The 24,730-nt window shown below is 71.4% G+C and carries 22 protein-coding genes; 10 read left to right on the top strand and 12 right to left on the bottom strand.

The window, feature by feature from the left end; genetic code table 11:
- Window positions 1-137: 137 nt before the first annotated feature.
- The gene (locus ACZ4U1_RS36390; RefSeq protein ID WP_467908443.1) at window positions 138-2,486 is read right to left on the bottom strand and encodes a transglycosylase domain-containing protein; all 2,349 of its coding nucleotides are present in this window, start codon (window positions 2,484-2,486) and stop codon (window positions 138-140) included.
- Window positions 2,487-2,987: 501 nt separating this feature from the next.
- Here ACZ4U1_RS36390 and wblA point away from each other — a divergent pair.
- Window positions 2,988-3,326, top strand: a complete 339-nt coding sequence (gene wblA / locus ACZ4U1_RS36385) for a transcriptional regulator WblA (protein ID WP_018547931.1) — start codon at window positions 2,988-2,990, stop codon at window positions 3,324-3,326.
- Between the two features lie 196 nt (window positions 3,327-3,522).
- On the opposite strand, the gene bagB is transcribed toward wblA, so the two are convergent.
- Both bagB and bagA read right to left on the bottom strand, forming a co-directional pair.
- The gene (gene bagB, locus ACZ4U1_RS36380) at window positions 3,523-4,866 is read right to left on the bottom strand and encodes an ATPase BagB (protein WP_467908442.1); all 1,344 of its coding nucleotides are present in this window, start codon (window positions 4,864-4,866) and stop codon (window positions 3,523-3,525) included.
- On the bottom strand, window positions 4,863-5,840 hold the full coding sequence (bagA, locus tag ACZ4U1_RS36375) for an ATPase BagA (RefSeq protein WP_467908441.1): 978 nt from the start codon (window positions 5,838-5,840) through the stop codon (window positions 4,863-4,865). Before bagA ends, bagB begins: the two co-directional genes overlap by 4 nt.
- Before the next feature lie 95 nt (window positions 5,841-5,935).
- Here bagA and ACZ4U1_RS36370 point away from each other — a divergent pair, with 95 nt between their 5' ends.
- The 4 genes from ACZ4U1_RS36370 (at window position 5,936) to ACZ4U1_RS36355 (ending at window position 8,397) form a co-directional block, all read left to right on the top strand.
- Window positions 5,936-6,097: a DUF4177 domain-containing protein gene (locus ACZ4U1_RS36370; RefSeq protein WP_003975360.1), complete on the top strand. Its 162-nt coding sequence runs from the start codon at window positions 5,936-5,938 to the stop codon at window positions 6,095-6,097.
- Entirely contained in the window at window positions 6,094-6,558 is a 465-nt protein-coding gene (locus ACZ4U1_RS36365) for a RidA family protein (RefSeq protein ID WP_467908440.1), read from the top strand. The genes ACZ4U1_RS36370 and ACZ4U1_RS36365 overlap by 4 nt, the downstream gene beginning before the upstream one ends.
- Window positions 6,559-6,652: 94 nt before the next feature.
- Complete coding sequence (locus ACZ4U1_RS36360; protein WP_467908439.1) at window positions 6,653-7,570, top strand: NUDIX hydrolase; 918 nt, start codon at window positions 6,653-6,655, stop codon at window positions 7,568-7,570.
- On the top strand, window positions 7,567-8,397 hold the full coding sequence (locus ACZ4U1_RS36355) for an MBL fold metallo-hydrolase (RefSeq protein ID WP_467908438.1): 831 nt from the start codon (window positions 7,567-7,569) through the stop codon (window positions 8,395-8,397). The genes ACZ4U1_RS36360 and ACZ4U1_RS36355 overlap by 4 nt, the downstream gene beginning before the upstream one ends.
- Here the strand turns inward: ACZ4U1_RS36355 and ACZ4U1_RS36350 are convergent.
- Together ACZ4U1_RS36350 and ACZ4U1_RS36345 are read right to left on the bottom strand one after the other, a co-directional pair.
- Window positions 8,394-9,062, bottom strand: coding sequence for a nucleotidyltransferase (locus ACZ4U1_RS36350; protein WP_467908437.1), 669 nt, complete (start codon window positions 9,060-9,062; stop codon window positions 8,394-8,396). The genes ACZ4U1_RS36355 and ACZ4U1_RS36350 overlap by 4 nt on opposite strands.
- Before the next feature lie 90 nt (window positions 9,063-9,152).
- The gene (locus ACZ4U1_RS36345; protein ID WP_014674022.1) at window positions 9,153-9,827 is read right to left on the bottom strand and encodes a Crp/Fnr family transcriptional regulator; all 675 of its coding nucleotides are present in this window, start codon (window positions 9,825-9,827) and stop codon (window positions 9,153-9,155) included.
- A gap of 276 nt (window positions 9,828-10,103) precedes the next feature.
- On the opposite strand from ACZ4U1_RS36345, the gene nth reads away from it, so the two are divergent.
- The 3 genes from nth to ACZ4U1_RS36330 are packed head-to-tail and all read left to right on the top strand — an operon-like array spanning window position 10,104 to window position 13,189.
- Entirely contained in the window at window positions 10,104-11,225 is a 1,122-nt protein-coding gene (gene nth, locus ACZ4U1_RS36340; RefSeq protein ID WP_467908436.1) for an endonuclease III, read from the top strand.
- 55 nt (window positions 11,226-11,280) lie between these two features.
- On the top strand, window positions 11,281-11,976 hold the full coding sequence (locus ACZ4U1_RS36335; RefSeq protein WP_467908435.1) for an NUDIX hydrolase: 696 nt from the start codon (window positions 11,281-11,283) through the stop codon (window positions 11,974-11,976).
- A gap of 13 nt (window positions 11,977-11,989) precedes the next feature.
- Window positions 11,990-13,189, top strand: a complete 1,200-nt coding sequence (locus tag ACZ4U1_RS36330; RefSeq protein ID WP_467908434.1) for a MarP family serine protease — start codon at window positions 11,990-11,992, stop codon at window positions 13,187-13,189.
- Between the two features lie 16 nt (window positions 13,190-13,205).
- Here ACZ4U1_RS36330 and ACZ4U1_RS36325 read toward each other — a convergent pair whose 3' ends face one another.
- The 6 genes from ACZ4U1_RS36325 to ACZ4U1_RS36300 form a co-directional block, all read right to left on the bottom strand.
- Complete coding sequence (locus ACZ4U1_RS36325) at window positions 13,206-13,385, bottom strand: hypothetical protein (protein WP_467908433.1); 180 nt, start codon at window positions 13,383-13,385, stop codon at window positions 13,206-13,208.
- A gap of 138 nt (window positions 13,386-13,523) precedes the next feature.
- On the bottom strand, window positions 13,524-14,447 hold the full coding sequence (locus ACZ4U1_RS36320) for an alpha/beta fold hydrolase (RefSeq protein WP_467908432.1): 924 nt from the start codon (window positions 14,445-14,447) through the stop codon (window positions 13,524-13,526).
- Entirely contained in the window at window positions 14,444-14,932 is a 489-nt protein-coding gene (locus ACZ4U1_RS36315; RefSeq protein ID WP_467908431.1) for a phage holin family protein, read from the bottom strand. Before ACZ4U1_RS36315 ends, ACZ4U1_RS36320 begins: the two co-directional genes overlap by 4 nt.
- Window positions 14,933-15,010: 78 nt before the next feature.
- Window positions 15,011-16,447, bottom strand: coding sequence for a Na+/H+ antiporter NhaA (gene nhaA / locus ACZ4U1_RS36310; protein ID WP_467908430.1), 1,437 nt, complete (start codon window positions 16,445-16,447; stop codon window positions 15,011-15,013).
- Between the two features lie 206 nt (window positions 16,448-16,653).
- The gene (gene acs / locus ACZ4U1_RS36305) at window positions 16,654-18,609 is read right to left on the bottom strand and encodes an acetate--CoA ligase (protein WP_467908429.1); all 1,956 of its coding nucleotides are present in this window, start codon (window positions 18,607-18,609) and stop codon (window positions 16,654-16,656) included.
- A 92-nt stretch (window positions 18,610-18,701) separates the two neighbouring features.
- Window positions 18,702-21,059 (bottom strand): SulP family inorganic anion transporter, encoded by a 2,358-nt coding sequence (locus tag ACZ4U1_RS36300; RefSeq protein ID WP_467908428.1) that lies wholly within the window; start codon window positions 21,057-21,059, stop codon window positions 18,702-18,704.
- A gap of 338 nt (window positions 21,060-21,397) precedes the next feature.
- Between ACZ4U1_RS36300 and ACZ4U1_RS36295 the strand changes: the two genes are divergently transcribed.
- Entirely contained in the window at window positions 21,398-22,663 is a 1,266-nt protein-coding gene (locus tag ACZ4U1_RS36295) for a polysaccharide deacetylase family protein (RefSeq protein ID WP_467908427.1), read from the top strand.
- A gap of 49 nt (window positions 22,664-22,712) precedes the next feature.
- On the opposite strand, the gene ACZ4U1_RS36290 is transcribed toward ACZ4U1_RS36295, so the two are convergent.
- Entirely contained in the window at window positions 22,713-23,693 is a 981-nt protein-coding gene (locus ACZ4U1_RS36290) for an ATP-binding protein (RefSeq protein WP_467908426.1), read from the bottom strand.
- 101 nt (window positions 23,694-23,794) lie between these two features.
- Here ACZ4U1_RS36290 and ACZ4U1_RS36285 point away from each other — a divergent pair, with 101 nt between their 5' ends.
- Window positions 23,795-24,619: a Fic family protein gene (locus ACZ4U1_RS36285; protein WP_467908425.1), complete on the top strand. Its 825-nt coding sequence runs from the start codon at window positions 23,795-23,797 to the stop codon at window positions 24,617-24,619.
- Window positions 24,620-24,730: the final 111 nt, after the last annotated feature.

Raw genomic sequence — 24,730 nt, 5'->3', positions numbered from 1 at the left:
CCCTCCCCCCCCCTCCCCCGCCCCCCCCCCCCCCCCCTCCCTGCGCCCCCCCCCACCCCCCCCCCCCCCCCCCCCGCCCCCCCCGCCCCCCCCCCCCCCCCCCCCCCCCCCCCCCCGCCGTCGTTCGGGCGAACGGGCTAGCCCCGGCCGCCGCCGATGCCGTTCCCGTTGTTGCCGCCGTTCGTCTGGCCCTCGATGAAGTTCTCGGGGATGGAGAACGTCGGTGTCGGGAAGGTGCCGCCGTCCGTGCCGGTGGTCGTGCCGGAGGTCGCGTCACCCGTGGTTGCCCCGGTCGTTCCCCCGTCCGTCGGGCCGCCGATCAGTCCGCCGATCAGCTGTCCCGTCGTGTCCCCGTTGTTCCCGTCGTCCCCCCGGTCGCCTTTTCCCTGATCATCCCCCTCGTGGGTGTCGTCCGGGATGTCGACCAGGTGGAAGTCCTCCACGGGCTTGCCCTCCAGCGCGCCGCTCATCATGTCGCGCCAGATCGGGCCCGGGACCTCACCGCCGTAGACCTTGGCGTGCGGGATGCCGCCGATGGTGATGTTGGTCATCTTCCGCTTGTGCTGCGGGTCGCCGACCCAGACCGCGCCCGCCATGTTCGGGGTGTAGCCGACGAACCAGGCCGCGAAGCGCTCGTCCGTGGTACCCGTCTTGCCCGCGCTCGGGCGGCTGCCGAGACCGGCCTCCTGGCCCGTGCCGTCCTCGACCACGCCCTTGAGGAGCGTGCTGACCGTGTCCGCGGTGTTCTCCGACATCGCCCGCGAGCAGGTCGACTTCGGCACCTCCAGGGACTTCTGCTCGCTGCCGACCTTCTGGGTGACCGACTCGATGGCGACCGGGGTGCAGTACATCCCGCGCGAGGCGAAGGTGGCATACGCGTTCGCCATGGTCAGCGGGGACATCTCCTGGGTGCCGAGTGCGATGGACGGCGCCTGGTCGATCTTGCGGCCGTCCGCGCGCTTCACGCCCATCTTCTTGGCCATGTCGATGACCGGGCAGATGCCGATGTCGCTGATCAGCTGCACGTAGTAGGTGTTGACCGACTTCGCGGTCGCCTCCTCCATGCCGTACGGGCCGCGCTCCGACTCGTTCTCGTTCTTCAGCTTGGCCGGCCGGTACGGGTCGTTGCGCCACACCTTGCCGTCGCACGCGGAGACCGGGCTCGGGTACGGCATCTCGTACGGCGACGAGTACTCCTGCGTCGGGGGCTTGCCGCCCTCGACGGCCGCCGCGGCGACGATCGGCTTGAACGTGGAACCGGGCTGGTAGCCGGCGCCGCCGCCCATGTCCGAGTTCACGGACAGGTTGATCGTCGTCTCGTCGTTCTTGACGTTGACGCCGTACGGGCGGGACTGGCCCATCGCGAGGATCTTGCCGGTGCCGGGCTCGACGATGGTCGCCGCGGTGGCCACGGCGTCGCTCTTGTAGACGTGGTCCTTGATGGACGCCTGCGCCGACTTCTGGGCCTGCGGGTCGAGCGTGGTGCGGATCGTCAGGCCGCCCTGGTTCCAGAGCTTGGCCCGCTTCTCCTTGGTCTTGCCGAAGACCGGGTCGGTGAGGACGACCTGGCGGACGTAGTCACAGAAGAAGCCGGCGCCCTTCACCGCGGTGATGCAGCCGTTCTTGGGGCGGCTGGTGTGCAGGCCGAGCGGCTTCTCCTTGGCCTGGTCGGCCTCCTTCTGGGAGATGTCGCCCAGCTCCGCCATGCGCTGCAGGACGGTGTTGCGCCGCTTGGTGGCCTCCGCCTCGTCGTTCACCGGGTCGTACCGGCTCGGGGACTGGACGATGCCGGCCAGCAGCGCCGACTCCTGCAGGTTCAGGTCCTTGGCGTGCTTGGAGAAGTAGCGCTGGGAGGCGGCCTCGACGCCGTAGGCCTGCTCGCCGAAGAAGGTGATGTTCAGATAGTTCTCGAGGATCTTCTTCTTGCCGAGCTTGTCCTCGATCTGGATCGCGTACTTCAGCTCGCGGATCTTGCGGCCCAGGGTCTGCTGGGTGGCTTCGGCGACCTTGGTCGGGTCGTCGCCGGCCTCCTCGATGAAGTAGTTCTTCACCAGCTGCTGGGTGAGCGTGGAGGCGCCCTGGGCGACCCCGCCTTCCTGCGCGTTCTTGTTCAGGGCGCGCAGCACGCCCTTGAGGTCGACGGCACCGTGCTTGTAGAAGCGCGAGTCCTCGATCGCGACGATCGCCTTCTGCATGTACGGCGAGATGTCCTTGAGGTCGACCACCGTACGGTCGCGGGAGTAGACGGTCGCGATCTGGCCGCCCTTGCTGTCCAGGATCGTGGTCCGCTGGCTCAGCTGGGGGCTCTTCAGGTTGGCCGGGATCTCGTCGAAGCCCTTGACCGAGCCCTTGGCCGCGAGGCCCAGCGCACCGGCAGCGGGCAGCGCGATACCGGCCATCACGGCTCCGGCGAGCACACTGACGCCGAGGAACTTGGCGGCCTGCTGCATGGGCGACAGACCGCCGCCCGAGCGCTTCTTTGGCATGGGGGCAGCCTAATCCGTACTGTTGAGCGTTCCGAAGGAGCGACCGCATCACGGCACGGCAAAGTGCGGGCTCTCCGTTCCCATTCGCCGGACACGCGCACAGGCCTTGGCCTAAGCTGCTCTCGACTGTCACAGCAGTGCGGTCACGTATCTATACGTCCGACGACCCCGAATCGTTCCGGACGTAGCCCGAAAGTCCCAGGGCGCGCCCAGGGACGGGCCCGTCTCCTGAGGGGGGCGAGTCCGGTTCCGCCGCGTGTGTCACCTGGCGCCCGGTGTGACGTACCACGACTGTCCCGGTTTGCCGGGTAGGTCGGGCATGTCGCCAGCTCACTCCCGCGGGTGATCTGCCGCTTACCCATAGTCCGTTCGGGCCATTCAAGATTGGGCCCGCAGGGGGTGTTGCGCTGTCCCCACCTTCCGTAACGTCCTCAACTGGCGGCGGTGAATATGCCGCTGCCGCCGTGGGGGAGCCTCGATTCGGGAGAGGACGGCGCCGGTATGGGCTGGGTAACCGACTGGAGTGCGCAGGCTGCCTGCCGCACTACCGATCCGGATGAACTGTTCGTTCAGGGAGCAGCGCAGAACAGGGCCAAGGCGGTGTGCACCGGATGCCCGGTACGCACCGAGTGCCTGGCGGACGCGCTGGACAACCGCGTCGAGTTCGGCGTGTGGGGAGGCATGACGGAGCGGGAGCGCCGCGCGTTGCTGCGCCGGCGGCCCACCGTGACCTCGTGGCGCAGACTCCTGGAAACCGCCCGCTCGGAGTACGAGCGGGGCGCCGGGATCGTGCCCCTCGACAACGACGAGGTGTACGAGAACTACGCGGCGGTCAGCTGAGGGCATTCCCCCCGGGCGCAGTCCCGGGGCACATCGCGGGCACATAGTCCTCGCGGGCCCGTGGTCCTTGCACGTACGCGCGCTTGCGACGCCGTCGCACTGCCCGCTTCACGCGAAGACATGTACGCGTGTGCCGTGTGCCGCGCCTGCTGGGCGGGTTGTGCGTGCCGCGTACCCGTCTCACGCCTACGCGGCCTCACGCCCCGGTGTGTTCCGGCCGCCCGGCCGCCAGGCGGTCCCCGATGTCGCGGAGGCCCGCGAGGTCGTGGACGTCACCGGGCAGTGCGGGCACCTCGACCACCGCCACCTCGGGGTGGCGGGCGGTGAAACGGTCACGCGTGCGCTGCTCGCGGGAGAGCAGCTGCATGCGGTCGGCGTGCAGTCTCAGCAGCCCCGCGGTGAGCCGGTCGACGGAGCCTTCCGTGTCGGCGGGGGAGCCTTCCTCGGAAGCGGTGACTGCGGTCTCGGGTGCGGGAGGTTGTGAACTGCCGTACATGTCGGGAGAGTTACGAAGTCCAGCTTTCCCGTCCGCCTGATCCACAATGCGGGGGTCCTCAAGATTTTCCGCGGCGGCGAGCGCCCGCTCGGCCGACAGCCGGCCGGCGCCGCTGCCGTGGACCCGGTTGAGGACCAGGCCCATCAGTGGCATCTTCTCCGCGGCCAGCCGCTCCACGAAGTACGCGGCCTCGCGCAGCGCGTCCCGCTCCGGCGCCGCCACCACCAGGAACGCCGTACCGGGCGCCTGGAGCAGCTTGTACGTGGCGTCCGCGCGCGTACGGAAACCGCCGAAGGTGGTGTCCATCGCGGCCACGAAGGTCTGTACGTCCTTCAGCAGCTGACCGCCCAGCAGCTTGCCCAGCGTGCCGGTCATCATCGACATGCCGACGTTGAGGAACGCCATCCCCGCGCGGCCGCCGAGCTTCGCCGGGGCGGTCAGCAGGCGGATGAGGCGGCCGTCCAGGAAGGAGCCGAGCCGCTTGGGCGCGTCCAGGAAGTCCAGCGCCGAACGGGACGGCGGGGTGTCGACCACGATCAGGTCCCACTCGTCCTTCGCCCGCAGCTGGCCCAGCTTCTCCATCGCCATGTACTCCTGCGTGCCCGCGAAGCCCGCCGAGAGCGACTGGTAGAAGGGGTTCGCCAGGATCGCGGCGGCCCGCTCGGGGTCCGCGTGCGCCTCCACGACCTCGTCGAAGGTGCGCTTCATGTCGAGCATCATGGCGTGCAGCTCGCCGTCGCCCTCGGTGCCCTTCACCCTGCGCGGCACGTTGTCGAGGGAGTCGATGCCCATCGACTGGGCCAGCCGCTTGGCCGGGTCGATGGTCAGGACGACCACCTTGCGGCCCCGCTCGGCCGCCCGGAGACCGAGGGCCGCCGCGGTCGTGGTCTTGCCGACCCCGCCCGCGCCGCAGCAGACCACGATCCGTGTCGTCGGGTCGTCCAGCAGCGGGTCGATGTCGAGCACGCGCGCGGGGGAGAGGTGCGGGCGCGCGGCATCGTGGTGGGGGGCGGCCTCCTGCGCCCCGGCCGGGTCCGGACTCATGACAACCCCTGCTTCCGCAGCTCGGTGGCGAGTTCGTACAGGCCCGCGAGGTCTATGCCCTCGGCGAGCAGCGGCAGTTCGTGCAGCGGCAGGCCCAGCTCGCCGAGGACCGCGCGCTGCTCGTGCTCCAGCGCGTACCGCTCGGCGTACTCCGCGGCCTGCTCCAGCAGCGGGTCCACCAGTCGCTCGGCGTTCCCGCCGCGCCGGGCCCCGCCCAGACCGGCCGCCGAGAGCGCCTCTGCGACCGATGAACGCTCCACGGTCCGTACGAGTTCCAGATCGGCCGCGTCCAACACCTCCGGCCGGACCATGTTCACGATGACCCGGCCGACCGGCAGCCGTGCCGCGCGGAGCTCGGCGATGCCGTCGGCGGTCTCCTGGACCGGCATCTCCTCCAGCAGCGTCACCAGGTGCACCGCCGTCTCCGGGGATTTCAGCACGCGCATGACGGCCTGCGCCTGATTGTGTATCGGGCCGATCTTCGCGAGGCCCGCCACCTCGTCGTTGACGTTCAGGAAGCGGGTGATGCGGCCGGTCGGCGGGGCGTCCATGACGACGTAGTCGTACGCGAACCTCCCGGACCTGTCCTTGCGGCGCACGGCCTCGCACGCCTTGCCGGTCAGCAGGACGTCTCTGAGTCCGGGCGCGATGGTGGTGGCGAAGTCGATCGCGCCGAGCTTCTTCAGGGCCCGGCCCGCGCCGCCGAGCTTGTAGAACATCTGGAGGTAGTCCAGAAGGGCCAGTTCGGGATCGATGGCGAGGGCGTACACCTCGCCGCCGCCCGGAGCGACCGCGATCCTTCGCTCCTCGTAGGGAAGTGCCTCCGTCTCGAAGAGCTGGGCGATGCCCTGCCGACCCTCGACCTCCACGAGAAGCGTCCGCTTCCCCTCGGTCGCGAGGGCCAGCGCGAGTGCGGCGGCGACCGTCGTCTTTCCGGTCCCGCCCTTGCCGCTGACGACCTGGAGCCTGCTCACGTCTTCGAGCCTAACCAGTCCGGCCGACGAGCACGCGGGAGGCTGTGGATAACGCAGGTCACCGTCCCTCCGGCCGCAGCGGCTACAGTCGGCCCATGACCAAGTGGGAATACGCAACCGTGCCACTGCTCGTCCATGCCACGAAGCAGATTCTGGACACCTGGGGCGAGGACGGCTGGGAGCTCGTCCAGGTCGTGCCCGGGCCGAACAACCCCGAGCAGCTCGTGGCGTACCTGAAGCGGGAGAAGCAGGCGTGAGCGCGGTCGAGGCCAAGCTGGCCGAACTGGGTCTGACCCTGCCGGACGTCGTACCGCCGCTGGCCGCCTACCAGCCGGCCGTGCAGTCCGGGGTGTACGTCTACACCGCCGGCCAGCTGCCGATGGTGGAGGGCAAGCTGCCGGTCACCGGCAAGGTGGGCGCCGAGGTCACGCCGGAGGAGGCCAAGGACCTGGCCCGCACCTGCGCGCTGAACGCGCTCGCCGCCGTGAAGTCCGTCGTCGGCGACCTGGACCGCATCGCGCGCGTGGTCAAGGTCGTCGGCTTCGTCGCCTCGGCGGCCGACTTCACCGGGCAGCCGGGTGTCATCAACGGTGCCAGCGAACTGCTCGGCGAGGTCCTCGGCGACAAGGGCGTGCACGCCCGCAGCGCGGTCGGCGTCGCGGTGCTGCCGCTGGACGCGCCGGTCGAGGTCGAGATCCAGGTCGAGCTGGCCCAGTAGCCCGTACCGGCGGCCCCCGGCCGGCCCGTACCGGCGGCCCCGCCGGCCCCGGGTACCTCTCGAACATTCGCCCTACACGGGATAGCCTCCGGCCATGGCGAACGGTCAGTGGTACCCCCCGGAGTGGCCCGACCGCATCCGCGCGCTCGCGGACGGCACTCTCACCCCGGTGTCCCCCAAGCGCGCGGCGACGGTGCTGCTCCTGAAGGACACCCCGGACGGGCCGGTCGTCCACATGCTGCGCAGACGCGCCTCCATGGCCTTCGCCGGAGGCGCGTACGCGTATCCCGGGGGCGGTGTCGACCCGCGCGACGACGACCGCCAGATCCGCTGGGCGGGCCCCACGCGCGCGTGGTGGGCGAAGCGGCTCGGCGTCGACGAGAGCGGCGCCCAGGCCATCGTCTGCGCGGCCGTACGCGAGACGTACGAGGAGGCCGGCGTCCTGCTCGCCGGGCCCGACCCGGACTCGGTCGTCGGCGACACCACCGGCGACGACTGGGAGACCGACCGCGCCGCCCTCGTCGCGCGCGAGTTGTCCTTCGCCGAGTTCCTGGACCGGCGCGGCCTGGTGCTGCGCTCGGACCTGCTGGGCGCCTGGACCCGGTGGATCACCCCGGAGTTCGAGTCCCGCCGCTACGACACCTGGTTCTTCGTGGCCGCGCTCCCCGAGGGGCAGCGCACCCGGAACGCCTCCACGGAGGCCGACCGCACGGTGTGGATCCGCCCCGAGGACGCCACCGCCGGGTACGACAGGGGCGAGCTGCTGATGATGCCGCCCACCGTCGCCACCCTGCGCCAGCTGCTCCCGTACGGCACCGCCGCCGAGGCGCTGGCCGCCGCGCCCGCGCGCGACATGACCCCGGTGCTGGCCCGGGCCCGCCTGAGGGACGGCGAGATCGTCCTGTCCTGGCCCGGGCACGACGAGTTCACCAAGCACGTCCCGACCGCTCCGACGCCCGCTCACACGCCCGTCGAGGCGACCGCTGACACGACCGGTGGAGGCCCCGCATGACCGACGCAAGCGTCCTGCCGGGCCAGCCCCGGGGCGGAGCGCTCTCGGGGCCGGCCACCGAACGGGCCGTCAACGTGCTGGCGCCCAACGCCTCCGTGATGACCCTGGACGGCACCAACACCTGGATCGTCGCCGAGCCCGACTCCGACCTGGCCGTGGTGATCGATCCCGGCCCGCTGGACGACGGCCACCTGCGCAACGTCGTGGACACGGCCGAGAAGGCCGGCAAGCGCATAGCCCTGACCCTGCTCACCCACGGCCACCCGGACCACGCCGAGGGCGCCTCCCGCTTCGCCGAGCTGACCGCCACGCGCGTGCGTGCCCTCGACCCGGCGCTGCGGCTCGGCGACGAGGGCCTGGCCGCCGGGGACGTGATCACGGTGGGCGGCCTGGAGCTGAGGGTCGTACCGACCCCCGGGCACACCGCGGACTCGCTGTCCTTCCATCTCCCGGCCGACCGGGCCGTGCTGACCGGTGACACCGTCCTCGGCCGCGGTACGACGGTCGTGGCGCACCCCGACGGCCGGCTCGGTGACTATCTGGACTCCCTGCGGCGGCTGAGGTCCCTCACGGTGGACGACGGCGTGCACACCGTCCTGCCGGGCCACGGGCCGGTCCTGGAGGACGCCCAGGGGGCCGTGGAGTTCTACCTCGCCCACCGCGCCCACCGGCTCGCCCAGGTGGAGACCGCGGTCGAGAACGGCCACCGCACCCCGGCCGAGGTCGTCGCCCACGTGTACGCCGACGTGGACCGCTCGCTGTGGCCGGCGGCGGAGCTGTCGGTCCGCGCCCAGCTGGACTACCTCAGCGAGCACGGGCTGATCTAGTCCGGTCGGGGCGCCTTGGTGCCGTGCACGCGCGCGTACTCGTCGGCGAGCCAGGGCCCGAGGTCGTCCGCGTACGACCGCAGGACGTCCGGGTCGCCGACGGGCTCGTAGCCGTACTCACCCCTGCCAGGGGGCATGACGAGCGTGAAACCGGTACGTACGAGGTGCCGGGACATGAACCGTACGAGGGGCCGGCGGGCCTCCTCGGTGTCCTCGGCGGCGGCGATCCGCTCCCGCCGGCGCGACAGCCACCGCCCGAGGTCGCCGTTGGTCTCGCGGGCCAGCAGGGAGTCGGGGCGGTAGCGGGGCAGGTGCGCGGCGAGGTCGTCGCCGAGCAGCGGGGTGCACAGGCAGGCGACGAACCAGCCCAGGTCGTACCGCTCCAGGTCGCTCAGCAGCCGCGCCCGGCCGTACAGCAGCGTGCCGACGCCGTCGATCTGCGGGAACTGCGCGTCGAGCGCCTCGCCGAGGGCGCGTACGGCGGCCCGGTCGGCGTCGGCCGGTTCCTCGCGCAGGGCGACCAGCAGGTCCAGGTCGCTGCGTCCCACGCGCGCGGTGCCGCGCGGGATCGCCCCGTAGAGGTAGGCGCTGTGCAGACGCGCGCCGAAGACGTCCGGAAGCCGGTCGCGGGCGGCGGCCACGACCGCGCGGAAGGCGGGCGGCACGCGCGCGAGGGAGCCGTGCGGTTCATTTCCGGCGCACGTCAGCGACAGCGGGCCGCAGCGGGGGTCTGGGGGCGGAAGCCCCCAGTGACCTCAGCGCGAGCGCTTCGCCAGCCGCTCGACGTCCAGCAGGATGACCGCCCGCGCCTCCAGGCGGAGCCAGCCGCGCTGGGCGAAGTCCGCCAGCGCCTTGTTCACGGTCTCGCGGGAGGCGCCCACCAGCTGGGCCAGCTCCTCCTGGGTGAGGTCGTGGACGACGTGGATGCCCTCCTCGGACTGCACGCCGAAGCGGCGGGAGAGGTCCAGCAGGGCGCGCGCCACGCGACCGGGGACGTCGGAGAAGACCAGGTCGGACATGGCGTCGTTGGTCTTGCGCAGACGGCGGGCGACGGCGCGCAGCAGGGCGCCGGCCACCTCGGGGCGGGCGTTCAGCCAGGGCTGGAGGTCGCCGTGGCCGAGACCGAGCAGCTTCACCTCGGTCAGCGCGGTCGCGGTGGCCGTGCGGGGGCCCGGGTCGAACAGCGACAGCTCGCCGATCAGCTCACCGGGGCCGACGACGGCGAGCATGTTCTCGCGGCCGTCGGGGGAGGTGCGGTGCAGCTTGACCTTGCCCTCGGTGACGACGTACAGCCGGTCGCCGGGGTCGCCCTCGTGGAACAGGGAGTCGCCGCGTGCGAGGGTCACCTCACTCATGGAGGCGCGAAGCTCCGCGGCCTGCTCGTCGTCGAGAGCCGCGAAGAGCGGGTTGCGCCGCAGAACGTCGTCCACTGAGTTCTCTCCTTGTCGACCTGCTCAGGGGATCTTGCTCCCCTGAGTGCCAGGGGACCGTGTTCCCCATTTTGCCGGACGGTCCAAACAGTGTGATCTGTCACAAGGATGCCGCACAGGTGTCCCGGGGTAAGCGTCAGGGGTCCAATCGGGGGCCGCTGGGACGGGTCCGGGGCGGATGTCGGTGCCGGGCTTTAGGCTGGCCGGGTGTCCAAATCGCCGGTGAGAGCACAGGCCAAGGGGGCTGGGCGGGTGGTTGTACGTCGGGATTCCGCTGTGGGCGAACAGAGCCCCGGAGGAAGTAGTAAAACAGGCAAATCAGCTAAAAAGACTCCCGCTGCCGCGAAGAAGGCTTCCACTGCGGCGAAGAAGGCGCCTACGGAGAAGAAGACACCCGCCGCGAAGAAGGCGTCCCCCGCGAAGAAGGCGTCCGCTGCGACCAAGAAGGCCGCCGCTGCCACGAAGAAGGCCCCCGCCGCCAAGAAGGCCCCCGCCGGCGTGACGAAGACTCCCGCCGTGGCGAAGAAGCCCCCCGTCGCCGTGAAGACGGACGCAGCCGTCAAGAAGCCCGCCAAGAAGGCCGCCACGGTCAGGAAGATCGCCGTCAGGCCGCCGTCGCCGTCCGGCGAGTCACCCACCGCCCTGGTCCGCCGCGCCCGCCGCATCAACCGCGAGCTGGCCGAGGTGTACCCGTACGCCCACCCCGAACTGGACTTCGAGAACCCCTTCCAGCTGCTGGTCGCCACCGTGCTGTCGGCCCAGACCACCGACCTGCGCGTCAACCAGACCACCCCCGGCCTCTTCGCCAGGTACCCCACCCCCGAGGACCTCGCCGCCGCCAACCCGGAGGAGGTCGAGGAGATCCTGCGCCCCTGCGGCTTCTTCCGGGCCAAGACCAAGTCGGTCATAGGGCTCTCCAAGGCGCTCGTCGAGAACTTCGGCGGCGAGGTCCCCGGCAGGCTGGAGGAGCTGGTCACGCTGCCCGGCGTGGGCCGCAAGACCGCGTTCGTCGTCCTCGGCAACGCCTTCGGCCGGCCCGGGATCACCGTGGACACCCACTTCCAGCGGCTGGTGAGGCGCTGGCAGTGGACCGACGAGACCGACCCCGACAAGATCGAGGCCGCCGTCGGCGCGCTCTTCCCGAAGAGCGACTGGACCGACCTGTCCCACCACGTCATCTGGCACGGCCGCCGCATCTGCCACGCCCGCAAGCCCGCCTGCGGCGCCTGCCCCATCGCCCCGCTCTGCCCGGCCTACGGCGAGGGCGAGACCGACCCGGAGAAGGCTAAGAAGCTCCTGAAGTACGAGAAGGGCGGTTTCCCGGGGCAGCGGCTCAAGCCCCCGCAGGCCTACCTCGACGCGGGCGGCACACCGGCGCCGCCGCTGGGGGCCGCGTGACGGAACGATCTCGGGGGCCTCGGGCGTTGGAGAAGGCAGAGCGACGGGGGTGGCGATGACGAGGGCAAGCGAGACACAGGGCGGTCCGGTGACGCTCAGCAAGGAAGGGCTGCCGGACTGGCTGGAGCCCGTGGTGCGCGCCGCCGAGACGGTCGAGCCGCTCCAGCTGAGCCGCTTCCTGCCACCGGAGAACGGCTCGGGCAGGCAGTCGGCCGTGCTGATCCTGTTCGGCGAGGGAGAGCGCGGCCCCGAGCTGCTGCTCATGGAGCGCGCGGGCTCGCTGCGCTCGCACGCCGGCCAGCCGTCCTTCCCGGGCGGAGCGCTGGACCCGGAGGACGGCGATCCACAGGGTGAGGGCCCCCTGCGGGCCGCGTTGCGCGAGGCGGAGGAGGAGACCGGGCTCGACCCGTCCGGTGTGCAGCTCTTCGGCGTGCTGCCGAGGCTGTACATCCCGGTCAGCGGCTTCGTCGTCACGCCCGTGCTCGGCTGGTGGCGTGAGCCCAGCCCGGTCGGCGCGGTCGACCCGAACGAGACGGCGCGGGTCTTCACCGTCCCCGTGGCCGATCTCACCGACCCCGCCAACCGCGCCACCGCCGTCCACCCGCGTGGTCACAGCGGCCCGGCTTTCCTGGTGGAATCGGCCCTGGTGTGGGGTTTCACCGCCGGAGTGATCGACCGCCTGCTGCACTACGCGGGCTGGGAGCGACCCTGGGACCGGGGGCGCCAGGTCCCGCTCGACTGGCACGCATGACAGGGTGTCGCTTGTGAACGTGGTGGACATCCTGTTGCTGGTCGCGGCCGTGTGGTTCGCGGTCGTCGGCTACCGCCAGGGCTTCGTCGTCGGCATCCTGTCGGTGATCGGGTTCCTGGGCGGCGGCCTCGTCGCCGTGTACACGCTTCCCGTGATCTGGGATGCCGCGACCGACAAGGCGGACGTCGGCACCACCGCCGCCGTCGTCGCCGTGGTCGTCGTCATCGTCTGCGCCTCCGTCGGCCAGGCCCTGACCACGCACCTCGGCAACAAGCTCCGTCGGTACATCACCTGGTCCCACGCCCGCACCCTGGACGCCACCGGCGGCGCGCTGGTCAACGTCGTAGCGATGCTGCTGGTCGCCTGGCTGATCGGCTCAGCCCTCGCCGGCTCGACCCTGCCGACGCTGCGCAACGAGGTCCGCGGCTCCCAGGTGCTCCACGGGGTCCGCTCGGCGCTGCCCGAGGAGGCCGACACCTGGTTCGCCGATTTCTCCGCGGTCCTCGCGCAGAACGGCTTCCCCCAGGTGTTCAGCCCCTTCGCCAACGAGCCCATCCCCGACGTCCGGCCGCCCGACCCGGCCCTCGCGCACAGCCCGGTCGCCTCCCGCGCCCAGCGCTCCATCGTCAAGGTCACCGGCACCGCCCAGAGCTGCGGCAAGGTCCTGGAGGGCACCGGCTTCGTCTTCGCCGACCGCCGCGTGATGACCAACGCCCACGTCGTCGGCGGGGTCGACGCGCCCCGGGTGCAGATCGGCGGAGAGGGCCGCAAGTACGACGCGAAGGTCGTGCTGTACGACTGGAAGCGCGACATCGCGGTACTCGACGTACCGGACCTGAGGGCGACCGCGCTGCGGTTCACCACCCAGGACGCGACCGGCGGTGACGGCGCGATCGTCGCGGGCTTCCCGGAGAACGGCGCGTACGACGTGCGCGCGGCGCGCGTGCGCGGGCGCATCGCGGCCGACGGCGCGGACATCTACCATCGCGGCACGGTCCGCCGGGACGTCTACTCGCTGTACGCCACCGTCCGCCCGGGCAACTCCGGCGGCCCCCTGCTCACGCCGGACGGCAAGGTGTACGGCGTGGTGTTCGCCAAGTCCCTCGACGACGCGGACACCGGCTACGCCCTGACGGTGGACGAGATCCAGTCCGACATCGAGCGGGGCCGTACGGCGAACGAGCAGGTGGGTACGGACAGCTGCGCCCTGTAGGGCGACACGGGTGCGTTCAGCCCCGGGGGTGACGCAGGCGCACCGAGACCCAGCGGGCCCGTCGGCGCAGGATGCGCGGAATTCCCACCCGGAGGTCCGCTTCCGCGAGTTGCGGGGTGCCGCGCTGAGCCGTGCTCAGGCCTGCGGCCGAGCGGCGGTTGCGGGGTGCGTCACTGTAGTCGTGCGTCCAGCCCATACCCCGACGTGTGCCCCCGCCCCAAGGTCGATAACCGCCCGCGCGCCCCCCAATTGGCCTATGCGGCAGGCATGTGGCCGTTCGGGGGACAAGTGTTCAGGAACCGGATACTCCACGCACAGTTCCGTCACCGTACCGTCACCGGTCGGGCTCGGGATCCTTGAGCCAGTTGATCAGCTCGGTGGAGAACGCCTGCGGGTCCTCCTCGTGCGGGAAGTGGCCGAGGCCGTCGAACAGCCGCCAGCGGTACGGCGCTTCGACGTACTCGCCCGAACCGGCCGCGCTGCGCGTGCGGGTCACCGGGTCCAGCGAGCCGTGCAGATGCAGCGTCGGCACCCGCACCGGCCGCTTCATCCGGCGGTAGAACTGCACGCCGTCCGGGCGGGCCAGCGAACGCACCAGCCAGCGGTACGGCTCGATCGCGCAGTGCGCGGTCGAGGGGATGCACATGGCCCGCTGGTACGTCTCCACGGCCGCGTCCTCCGGCAGCCGCGGCCCGGACCAGTCCCGGATCAGCCGGCCCGCCAGCGCCCCGTCGTCGGCGGTCAGTTGGCGCTCGGGGATCCAGGGCCGCTGGAACCCCCAGATGTAGGAGTTGGCGGCCGTCTGCCGGGCGTCCCGCAGCATCGCCGCGCGCCAGCGCCGCGGATGCGGCATGGACACCACGGCCAGCCGCCGTACGAGCTTGGGCCGCATGGCCGCCGCCGTCCACGCCAGGTAGCCGCCGAGGTCGTGGCCGACCAGCGCCGCGTCCGGCTCGCCGAGCGAGCGGATGACGCCGGTGACGTCCAGCGCGAGGTTGGCGGGGTCGTACCCGCGGGGCGTGCGGTCGCTGCCGCCGACGCCCCGCAGGTCCATCGCCACCGCCCGGTAGCCCGCGTCGGCGAGCGCGGTCAGCTGGTGCCGCCACGCCCACCAGAACTGCGGGAAGCCGTGCAGGAGCAGTACCAGGGGACCGTCGCCGAGTTCGGCGATGTGGAAGCGCGCGCCGTTGGCGGCGACGTCCCTGTGACTCCAGGGACCTTCGATCCGTACGGCCGAGGGGGCGGCGGGGTCCGTCATGACGATGAGCGTGCCACAGCCTCGATGGCCGCGGGACCCTGCTCCTCGGGCAGCTCCGGGCGCGGGTGCGGCTTGGCGTTCTGCAGGACGCCCGCGGTCTCCTTCATCGAGGCGGCCACCTTCTGCGGGCCCTGGCCCTTCTTGGCCTTCTTCGCGAACGCCACGCCGGTCAGGGCGAGGAGTCCGGCGACCAGGACGTTGGCCGCGAAGGACAGCAGGAAGCAGACGGCCAGGTTCCAGCCGCTCCAGGTGCGGATGCCGTACGCCAGGGCGAAGTTGAGCATCGGCAGGGAGAACACCAGGACCGCGCCCGCCATGGAGAAGGCGCCGCCGCTCATCGCGCCGCGCTTCACGTCCCGTTTCAGCTGGGCCTTCGCCAGCGCGATCTCGTCGTGCACCAGCGCCGACAATTCGGTCGTCGCCGAGGCGAACAGCTGGCCGATGCTGCGTTCGGCGCCGACCGGGCTGCCGTCGGGTGCGCTCATCGCGTTCTCCCTCAGAGGTCTCTCGTGGGTCCTACGTACCGTCTTGCGTACCGTCTTGATTTGTACCGTCTCGTCAGATCATGCCGGACGGCCGTCCTCCTCGCCTGCCCCGCCCGGTACTTCCGCAAGCCCGTGGCGTGCCCCGGCCGCCCGCTCGGCGGCCAGCCGCCGGTGTTCGGCGGCCTTGCGCTCGTGGATCTCGGCCATACGGAGGTGGTACGCCGGGTCGTCCTGTTCGTAGATGTCCGGGATGCCGTCGAGATCCTCGTCGCGCTCCTCCTCCGCGCACAGCCTGCGGTACTTGGCGTTGCGCAGCTTCAGCAGCACCGTGGCGCACACCGCCGCGATCAGCGAGCCGGTGAGGACGGCCGCCTTCACCTCGTCGGTCAGCACCGCGTCGCCCTCGAAGGCCAGCTCGCCGATGAGCAGCGAGACCGTGAAGCCGATCCCGGCGAGCGACGCCACCGCGAAGACGTCGGCCCACTCCAGGTCCTCGCTGAGCTGCGCGCGGGTGAAGCGGGCGGTCAGCCAGGTGCCGCCGAAGATGCCGATCGTCTTGCCCACGACCAGGCCGAGCACCACGCCGAGCGTCTCCGGCCGGGTGAACACGTCCCCGAGCGCCCCGCCGGATATCGACACACCGGCGCTGAACAGCGCGAACAGCGGTACGGCGAGCCCGGCCGACAGGGGCCGCACCAGATGCTCGATGTGCTCGGCCGGCGAGCGCTCCTCACCCTTCCGGGTGGTGCAGCGCAGCATCAGGCCCATCGCCACACCGGCGATGGTGGCGTGCACGCCGCTGTTGTACATCAGCGCCCAGACGACGACGGCGAGCGGCACGTACACGTACCAGCCGCGTACGCCCTTGCGCAGCAGCAGCCAGAAGACGACGAGGCCGGCGGCGGCCCCGCCGAGCGCGGCGAAGTTCAGCCGGTCGGTGAAGAAGACCGCGATGATCAGGATCGCGAAGAGGTCGTCGACGACCGCGAGGGTCAGCAGGAAGGCGCGCAGGGCGCTGGGCAGCGAGGTGCCGATGACCGCGAGGACGGCGAGTGCGAAGGCGATGTCGGTGGCGGTCGGCACCGCCCAGCCCTGTGCCGAGCCGCCCCCGGTGACACTGGTGAGCGTGTACACGAGCGCGGGTACGGCCATCCCGCACAGCGCCGCCACCACGGGCAGCACGGCCGCCCTGGGATCGCGCAGGTCGCCCGCGACCAGCTCGCGCTTCAGCTCGATGCCGGCGACGAAGAAGAACACGGCGAGCAGCCCGTCGGCGGCCCAGTGGGCGACGGAGAGGTTCAGACCCAGGCTGCCGGGGCCGAGGTGGAAGTGGGCGACGGTCTCGTAGCCGTGGTGCAGGCCGGGTATGTTCGCCCAGGCCAGCGCGGCCATGGCGGCGATGAGCAGCAGGACACCGCCGACGGTCTCGGTGCGCAGCGCGTCCGCGACGAAGGTCCGCTCGGGCAGGGACAGACGGCCGAAAACCTTGCGGGAGACGGTGCGGGGCGCGGTCACGGGAGACCTCCGGGGGCAGGCGGAACTCACTTGCCGACCAGACTTCCCGGCGCACCTGACGTGCCGCGTGGTACGACACTTTGCTTAGTTTACCTAAAGTGCCGACGTGCCGGGTCCGGTGATCTTCACCGTAGACGCCCGAGGGGCACCCGGCACGTTCGCCGTCCGGGTGCCCCTGGGGGTGACGCTCAGTCCTCCCGTGCCGCTCAGTCCTCGCTGGACGCCGCGGGCAGCTTGGCCTGGATGAGGTCCATGACCGTGGAGTCGGTCAGCGTGGTGACGTCTCCGAGCTGGCGGTTCTCGGCGACGTCCCGCAGCAGCCGGCGCATGATCTTGCCGGAGCGGGTCTTGGGCAGCTCGGCCACCGGCAGGATCCGCTTGGGCTTGGCGATCGGGCCGAGCGTGGCGCCGACGTGGTCGCGCAGCTCGCCGACGAGCGCCTCGGTCTCCGAGGCGGTGCCGCGAAGGATCACGAAGGCGACGATGGCCTGGCCGGTGGTCTCGTCCGCGGCGCCCACGACGGCGGCCTCCGCGACCGACGGGTGCGAGACGAGCGCCGACTCCACCTCGGTGGTGGAGATGTTGTGCCCGGAGACGAGCATCACGTCGTCCACTCGGCCCAGCAGCCAGATGTCCCCGTCGTCGTCCTTCTTCGCCCCGTCCCCGGCGAAGTACTTGCCCTCGAAGCGGGACCAGTAGGTGTCGATGAACCGCTGGTCGTCGCCCCAGATGGTGCGCAGCATCGACGGCCACGGCTCGGTCAGCACCAGGTAGCCGCCTCCGCCGTTCGGCACCTCGTTCGCCTCGTCGTCGACGACGGTGGCGCTGATGCCGGGCAGCGGACGCTGGGCGGAGCCCGGCTTGGCCTCGGTGACGCCGGGCAGCGGCGAGATCATCATGGCGCCGGTCTCGGTCTGCCACCAGGTGTCCACGACCGGCGTCCTGTCGGCGCCGATGTGCTTGCGGTACCAGATCCACGCCTCGGGGTTGATGGGCTCGCCCACCGAGCCGAGGACGCGGAGGGAGGAGAGGTCGAACTTGGCGGGGATGTCGTCGCCCCACTTCATGAACGTCCGGATCGCGGTCGGCGCGGTGTAGAGGATCGTGACCTTGTACTTCTGCACGATCTCCCAGAACCGCCCCTGGTGCGGGGTGTCCGGCGTGCCCTCGTACATCACCTGCGTCGCGCCGTTGGCCAGCGGGCCGTACACGATGTACGAGTGCCCGGTCACCCAGCCGACGTCGGCCGTGCACCAGTACACGTCCGTCTCCGGCTTGAGGTCGAAGACCGCCCAGTGGGTGTAGGCCGCCTGGGTGAGGTAGCCGCCGGAGGTGTGCAGGATGCCCTTCGGCTTCCCCGTCGTCCCGGAGGTGTAGAGGATGAACAGCGGGTGCTCCGCCTCGAACGCCTCCGGGAGGTGCTCGGCGGACTGCCGGTCCACCAGCTCGTGCCACCACACGTCCCGGCCCTCGGTCCAGGCGACCTCCTGGCCGGTACGGCGCACCACCAGCACGTGCTCGACGTTGTCGATCTTGCCGACCGCCTCGTCCACGGCCGGCTTGAGCGCGGACGGCTTGCCGCGCCGGTAGCCGCCGTCGGCGGTGATGACGACCTTGGCGTCCGCGTCCTGGATCCGGGTCGCGAGCGCGTCCGCCGAGAAGCCGCCGAAGACGACCGAGTGGGCCGCGCCGATCCGGGCCGAGGCCAGCATCGCGATCGCGGTCTCCGGGATCATCGGCATGTAGATGGCGACCCGGTCGCCCTTGCGCACACCCAGCTCCAGCAGGGCGTTGGCGGCCTTGGAGACCTCGTCCTTCAGCTCCGCGTAGGTGATCGCGCGGCTGTCGCCGGGCTCACCCTCGAAGTGGATGGCGACGCGGTCCCCGTGCCCGGCCTCCACATGCCGGTCCACGCAGTTGTACGCGACGTTCAGCTCGCCGTCCTTGAACCACTTCGCGAACGGCGGGTTCGACCAGTCCAGCGTCTCGGTCGGTTCCTTGGCCCAGGTCAGCCGACGGGCCTGCTCGGCCCAGAAGCCGAGCCTGTCAGCCTTGGCCTGTTCATACGCCTCCGCGGTGACGTTGGCTTGCGCTGCCAGGTCGGCGGGCGGCGCGAACCTGCGTTCTTCCTTGAGCAGGTTGGCCAGGCTCTCGTTGCTCACGACATCTCCCTTTCGAAGGGTGTCCGTTGTGTCCCAGGCCACAGCTCATCAGACGCGGGGGGCGGATGACAAGGGTCGACGGAAAAATTGGTTTAGACCTGTCCGGGACTTGCCGCCCGCGCCCGCCCGTGTGCCTCCTCACCTCCGTCAACGCCTCCGCCGGCGCCTTCCGTGACGTCCTCGAACACCGTTCCTCCTTCCGTTCGTGCGAGCAGGTACGCCTGTGCCTCGCCCACGTGGAAATACATGCCGTGCAGCTCCAACTCGCCCTTGGCCAGCGCCCGGGCGACCGGCGGGTGCGCCCGCAGGTGCTCCAGCTGCTGGACCACATTGGTCAGGCACAGCAGCTCCACCGCGTCCGCGGGGTCCCGCCCGGCCAGCCGGGGCCCGCCCCGGCCGTCGCCGGCCATCCGGGCCAGACTCGGCAGCCCGTGCCGCAGCCACCGCCGCAGCGGGGCCGCCCCCTGACCGGCCCCGCCGGCCAGCAGCGCCTGCATCGCCCCGCACCCGGAGTGCCCGCACACCGTGATGGAGCGCACCCCGAGCACCTCCACCGCGTACTCGATGGCGGCGGCCACCGAGTCGTCGCCGTGCTCCTCGTCCGGCGGCGGCACCAGGTTGCCGACGTTGCGGACGACGAACAGATCGCCGGGGCCGCTGGCGGTGATCATCGATGTGACGAGCCGGGAGTCGGCGCAGGTGAGGAAGAGCTGGGACGGGCGCTGGCCCTCCCGGGCGAGCCGCGCCAGCTCCTCCCGCACCAGCGGCGCGGTGTTCCGCTGGAACGAGCTGATGCCACGGGCCAGTTCGTGGCCGGCCTCCTGGCCCGCCGGGGCGGCGGGGGCCGCGGCGAAGCAGGACTGGTGGTTGCGCCAGGGGGTCCAGGGTCGGCACCTGCACCCGGTGGCCGGGGCCCGCTCGGCGGTCCGGATTCCGCCGCGCCGGCCCGTCAGCTCGGCCGTGCCTCCCCGCGCGGTGTGGGCACTGCGCCAGTCCTGCAGTGACTCGTACGCCGCGTGGTCCATGAACGAACCGTCCAACTCCACGACAGCATGGGCGCCTTGGGGTACGAGATGCAGGGCTCTGCTGAGCCGGGGCACCGCGAGGAATGTCAGCTGACCTCGGACACGTACGTGATGGACTCCTTCCTTCTCTTCGTGGGTGATACGGGTGCGGGCGAGGCGGTGCAGGGCGAGGGCGACCGCCACGGCGACGCCGAGCAGTACGCCCTGCAGGACGCCGAGGAGCACCACGCCGAGTGTGGTCGCGGCGTAGACCGGCACTTCGCGGTGGCGCGTCACCGTGCGGATGTGGTGCAGGGACACCATCTGGATGCCGACGGCCATCACCAGGGCGGCGAGGGAGGCGAGCGGGATCTCCTCCAGGATCGGGACCATCAGCAGCGCGGCGACTACTACGAGAACGCCGTGCAGCATCGTGGAGTTCCGGCTGACCGCACCTGAATTCACATTCGCGGTACTGCGCACGGCCACCCCCGCGATCGGCAGTCCGCCGAGGGCTCCGGAGACGATGTTGGCGGCGCCCTGGCCGAGCAGTTCGCGGTCCAGGTCGGAGCGGCCGAGGTGGGGCTGCGGGCCGGGGCGGGCGGCGACCAGCTTGTCCACGGCCACCGCGCCGAGCAGCGACTGCACGCTGCACACCAGGGTCGTGGTGAGCACGGCGGCCGCGACGCCGAGCGCCGGACCCTCGGGCAGCCCGGCCAGGGCGTGGCTGTGCCAGGAGGGCAGCTCGACCCGGGGCAGGGCCAGGCCGGCCAGGGCGGCGGTCGCGGCGGCTCCGGTGACGGCGACCAGGGCGGCCGGCACCCTGCGCAGCTGCCGGCCGGCGCGGCCGGGCAGGCGCGGCCAGGCCAGCAGCAGGACCAGGGTGAGCGCGCTCATCGACACGGCGGCCGGGTGCAGGTCGGCCAACTGGGCGGGGAGGTCCCGCAGATTGGCGAGGACGGAGCTGTCGGGGCTGCCGCCGAGCACGATGTGCAGCTGGGCGACGGCGATGGTGATGCCGATGCCGGCGAGCATGCCGTGCACCACGGCCGGGCTCACCGCGAGCGCGCCGCGCGCCACCCGCAGGCAGCCGAGGCCGAGCTGGGCGAGGCCGGCGAGGACGGTGATGCCGCAGGTCGCCCGCCAGCCGTAACGGTGGATCAGGTCGGCGGTGACCACGGTGAGTCCGGCGGCCGGCCCGCTGACCTGGAGCGGGCAGCCGCCCAGTCGGCCGGCCACGATTCCGCCGACCGCGGCGGCGACGAGTCCGGCCTGGAGCGGGGCGCCGGTGGCCAGGGCGATGCCGAGGGACAGGGGCAGGGCGATCAGGAAGACCGCGATGGCCGCGGACACGTCGGCGCCCGCTACGGGGAAGCGGCGGCGCGCGGGCGCGGGGCTGTGCGGTGGGTGGGGCTGCTGGATGTGAGGGGGTGCGCAGGCTGACATGTTCCCGTCTCCTCCGGGGCGGCGCGGTCGCGGACTGGGTGGGACCCGCGGCGATGGGCGGGCTCGGTCGCGGCCGTGGGTCACGGCGTGCAGCGGCGGGATGGATCAACGATCGGTAAAAGAACCGTAATGCCAAGTAAAGCTAGAGCATAACTTTTCGGGGCAAACGGGGCAGATGATCGCTCACTGGGGTGAACCGATCCTTTCATCGGCTTGTCGTACTAATTCCTTCTCGGTCCCGTGGGACCTTGGCCGCGCTGCCGGTGCAAGCCCGGCGTTTCACCACAGAACGGACCTCGTCAGTGTGTGCCTGAGAGAAGGAAGAAGGTGGGCGGAACATGGCCGCCACCCAGAGGATCGCCGTCGGCGCCATGGTCGCCGCGGCCTGTGCGGCGTCGCTCGCCGGTTGCGCGACCGACTCCAGCGGCACGAAGGAAGGGGCGCCCGGCCCGGACCAGGGGGCGCCGGCGCCGGGCAGCGTGCTGCGACTGATCGGCGACGGATCCACCGCGTACACCGGATCCCAGCCGCATCTGCCCAGGCCGGAGCGCCTGAGCCCCGGTCAGAAGCCCCCGCAGTTCGTCGTGTTCTCGTGGGACGGCGCGGGCGAGGACAGCCAGAAGCTGTTCTCGCACTTCCGTCAGGTCGCCAAGGAGAACAACGCGACGATGACGTACTTCCTCAGCGGCGTGTACATGCTGCCGAAGGAGAAGCGCGACCTGTACAAGCCGCCCCAGCACGACCCGGGCAGTTCCGACATCGGATTCAACGACGAGCAGGGGATCACCGACACCCTGAAGCAGGTACGGCTGGCCTGGTTGGAGGGCAACGAGATCGGCACCCACTTCAACGGACACTTCTGCGGGCCCGACGGCGGGGTCGGCACCTGGTCGGTGGACGAGTGGGAGAGCGAGGTCGCCCAGGCCAAGAAGTTCGTGAAGTCCTGGAAGACCAACACCGGCATGAAGCAGGCGGCACCGCTGCCCTTCGACTACGACAAGGAGCTGATCGGCGCCCGCACCCCCTGCCTGGAGGGGCGGAAGAACTTCGTGAAGGCCGCCCGCCGGCTCGGCTTCCGCTACGACTCCAGCGGGGTCAACGACCAGGTGTGGCCCAAGAAGAAGGAGGGCCTGTGGGACCTGTCGATGCAGCTGGTGCCCTTCCCGGGCCACACCTATGAGCAGCTGACCATGGACTACAACTTCATGGTCAACCAGTCCGGCACCGAGACCCAGGGCGACCCCGACAAGTTCGACTACTGGGGAGACCAGATGCGCGACGGCCTTCTCAAGGGCTTCTACCGCGCCTACGACGGCAACCGCGCGCCTCTGATCATCGGCAACCACTTCGAGTCCTGGAACGGCGGCACCTACATGCGCGCCGTCGAAGAGGTGGTGAAGGAGGTGTGCACCAAGCCCGAGGTGCGCTGTGTCTCCTTCCGCCGGCTGGCCGACTGGCTGGACGCCCAGGACCCCCAGACCCTGGCGAAGCTGCGCACCCTGGAGGTCGGCGAGGCGCCCCGGCAGGGCTGGGCGTCCTTCCTGTCCGGCCGTCCGGCTCCGGCGCCCAAGGGCGTGCCAGGGGCGCCGGCGGACAAGGCGTAGGCGTCGGACCGGCGGCAGTCCGGCCTTGGGCGCCGGCGCCGGGCGGGCGTCAGACCGGCGCCGCCACGCTTTCCCCGAGCACGAAGTGGGGGTCGACCTGCGCCGCCAGGTCGGCCCCGGTGCGCTCGTTGCCCCAGGACTCGGCGTTCTTCAGGTGGAAGTGCACCATCTGGCGGGTGTACCGCTCCCAGTCCCGCCGCTCGTAGGTGGCGTCGACGGTGGCCCGGAGCGTCTCCAGAGCGCGGGCATTGACCTCCTCCAGAAGGTCGAACCGGGGCGGGCGGCCCTTCTCCATGGCGCGCACCCAGTCCGAGCGCCCGACCGTCACGAGCAGGTCGTCGCCGACCTCCGCGCGCAGGAAGTCGATGTCGTCCGGCTCCTGGATCTTGTTGCCGACGACCTGCAGGGCCACGCCGAAGTCGCGGGCGTACTCCTTGTACTGGCGATAGACGGAGACCCCCTTCCGGGTCGGCTCGGCGACGAGGAACGTCATGTCGAAGCGGGTGAACATGCCGGAGGCGAAGGAGTCCGAACCGGCCGTCATGTCGACCACCACGTACTCGTCGGGGCCGTCGACGAGGTGGTTCAGGAACAGCTCCACCGCTCCCGTCTTGGAGTGGTAGCAGGCGACCCCCAGGTCGGCGTCCGTGAAGGGGCCCGTGACCATCAAACGGACGGCGCCGCCGTCGAGTTCCACCGGGCGCGCGCAGGCGTCGTAGACCGGGTTGGGCTCGCGCACCCGGACCAGTCGTGAGCCCTCGCCGGGCGGAGTGGTCTTGATCATCGTCGCGGCCGAGGCGATGCGCGGGTTGCTGCCGCGCAGGTAGTCCTTGATCAGCGGGAGCTGTTCGCCCATCGCGGGCAGCGCCGCCGCCTCCTCCTCGCCGAGGCCGAGCGCGGGGCCGAGGTGCTGGTTGATGTCCGCGTCGATGGCGACCACCGGGGCGCCCGCGGCCGCGAGGTGGCGGATGAAGAGGGAGGAGAGCGTGGTCTTGCCGCTGCCGCCCTTCCCAACGAAAGCAATTTTCATGTTCACCAAGCGTAGTCGCCTCATAGCTGTACGTGTCACGCGAACGTGAAGAAGACCACTCCTTCGTGGGGTCGGCCGGTGGGGTGCGTAGTGTCGTACTCATGAGTACGACAGGCGCGACCGCCGACCCTCTCGCTGCTCTGGGCTCGCTGCCCGGCGTGGCCGAGTCCGTTGAGTCCGTGCGCAAGGCCGTGGACCGGGTCTACGGGCACCGGATCATGCGGCGCCGCAGCAACGCGATCACCTCCGAGGCGGCCCTGCGCGGCGCCCGCGGCTCGGCGGCGCTGTCCGGCGCGGACTGGGCCCTGGAAGAGGTGCGCCGGCGCACCGACTTCGGCGCCGACCCCGAGGCCCGTGTCGTGGGCGCGGCCCTGCGGCTCGGCGCCGAGGCGGGGCAGCTGCTGTCCATCTGGCGCCAGTCGCCGCTGCGGGTGCTGGCCCGGCTGCACCTGGTGGCCGCCGCGAGCGGGGAGGACCAGGTCGGCAGGCCGCGCCAGGCCGGCGAGCCGGTGGACGAGCCGCTGATCGAGCTGCCGCTGCCGGAGGCCGAGGAGGTCTCGGGCCGGCTGGAGGGGCTGGCGGACCTGATCATCGCCGGTACGTCCGCGCCCGCGCTGGTGACGGCCGCCGTGGTCCACGGCGAACTGCTCGCGCTGCGTCCCTTCACGTCCTGCAACGGCCTGGTCGCGCGCGCGGCCGAGCGGATCGTGCTGATCGGCAGCGGCCTGGACCCGAAGGCGATCTGTCCGGCCGAGGTCGGCCACGCCGAACTGGGCCGCGCCGCGTACCTGGCTGCTCTGGACGGCTACGTCTCGGGCACCCCCGAGGGCATGGCGGCCTGGATCGCCCACTGCGGCCGGGCGGTGGAGCTGGGTGTACGGGAGTCGACCGCGGTGTGCGAGGCGCTGCAGCGCGGCGCGGCCTGAGAGGGCGTCCGGAGGGCATGACCCCCGGAAAGCGGAGCCCCGGAAAAGGGTTGCGGCGGTACGAGTTCTCGTACCGCCGCTGGCATGCTCACCGAGTTACCAAGCGTCCTC

The sequence above is a fragment of the Streptomyces sp. NPDC028928 genome (assembly GCF_055564915.1).
Note: the sequence above shows the minus strand (reverse complement) of the source record. Positions and strands in the feature narration are given on the sequence as shown.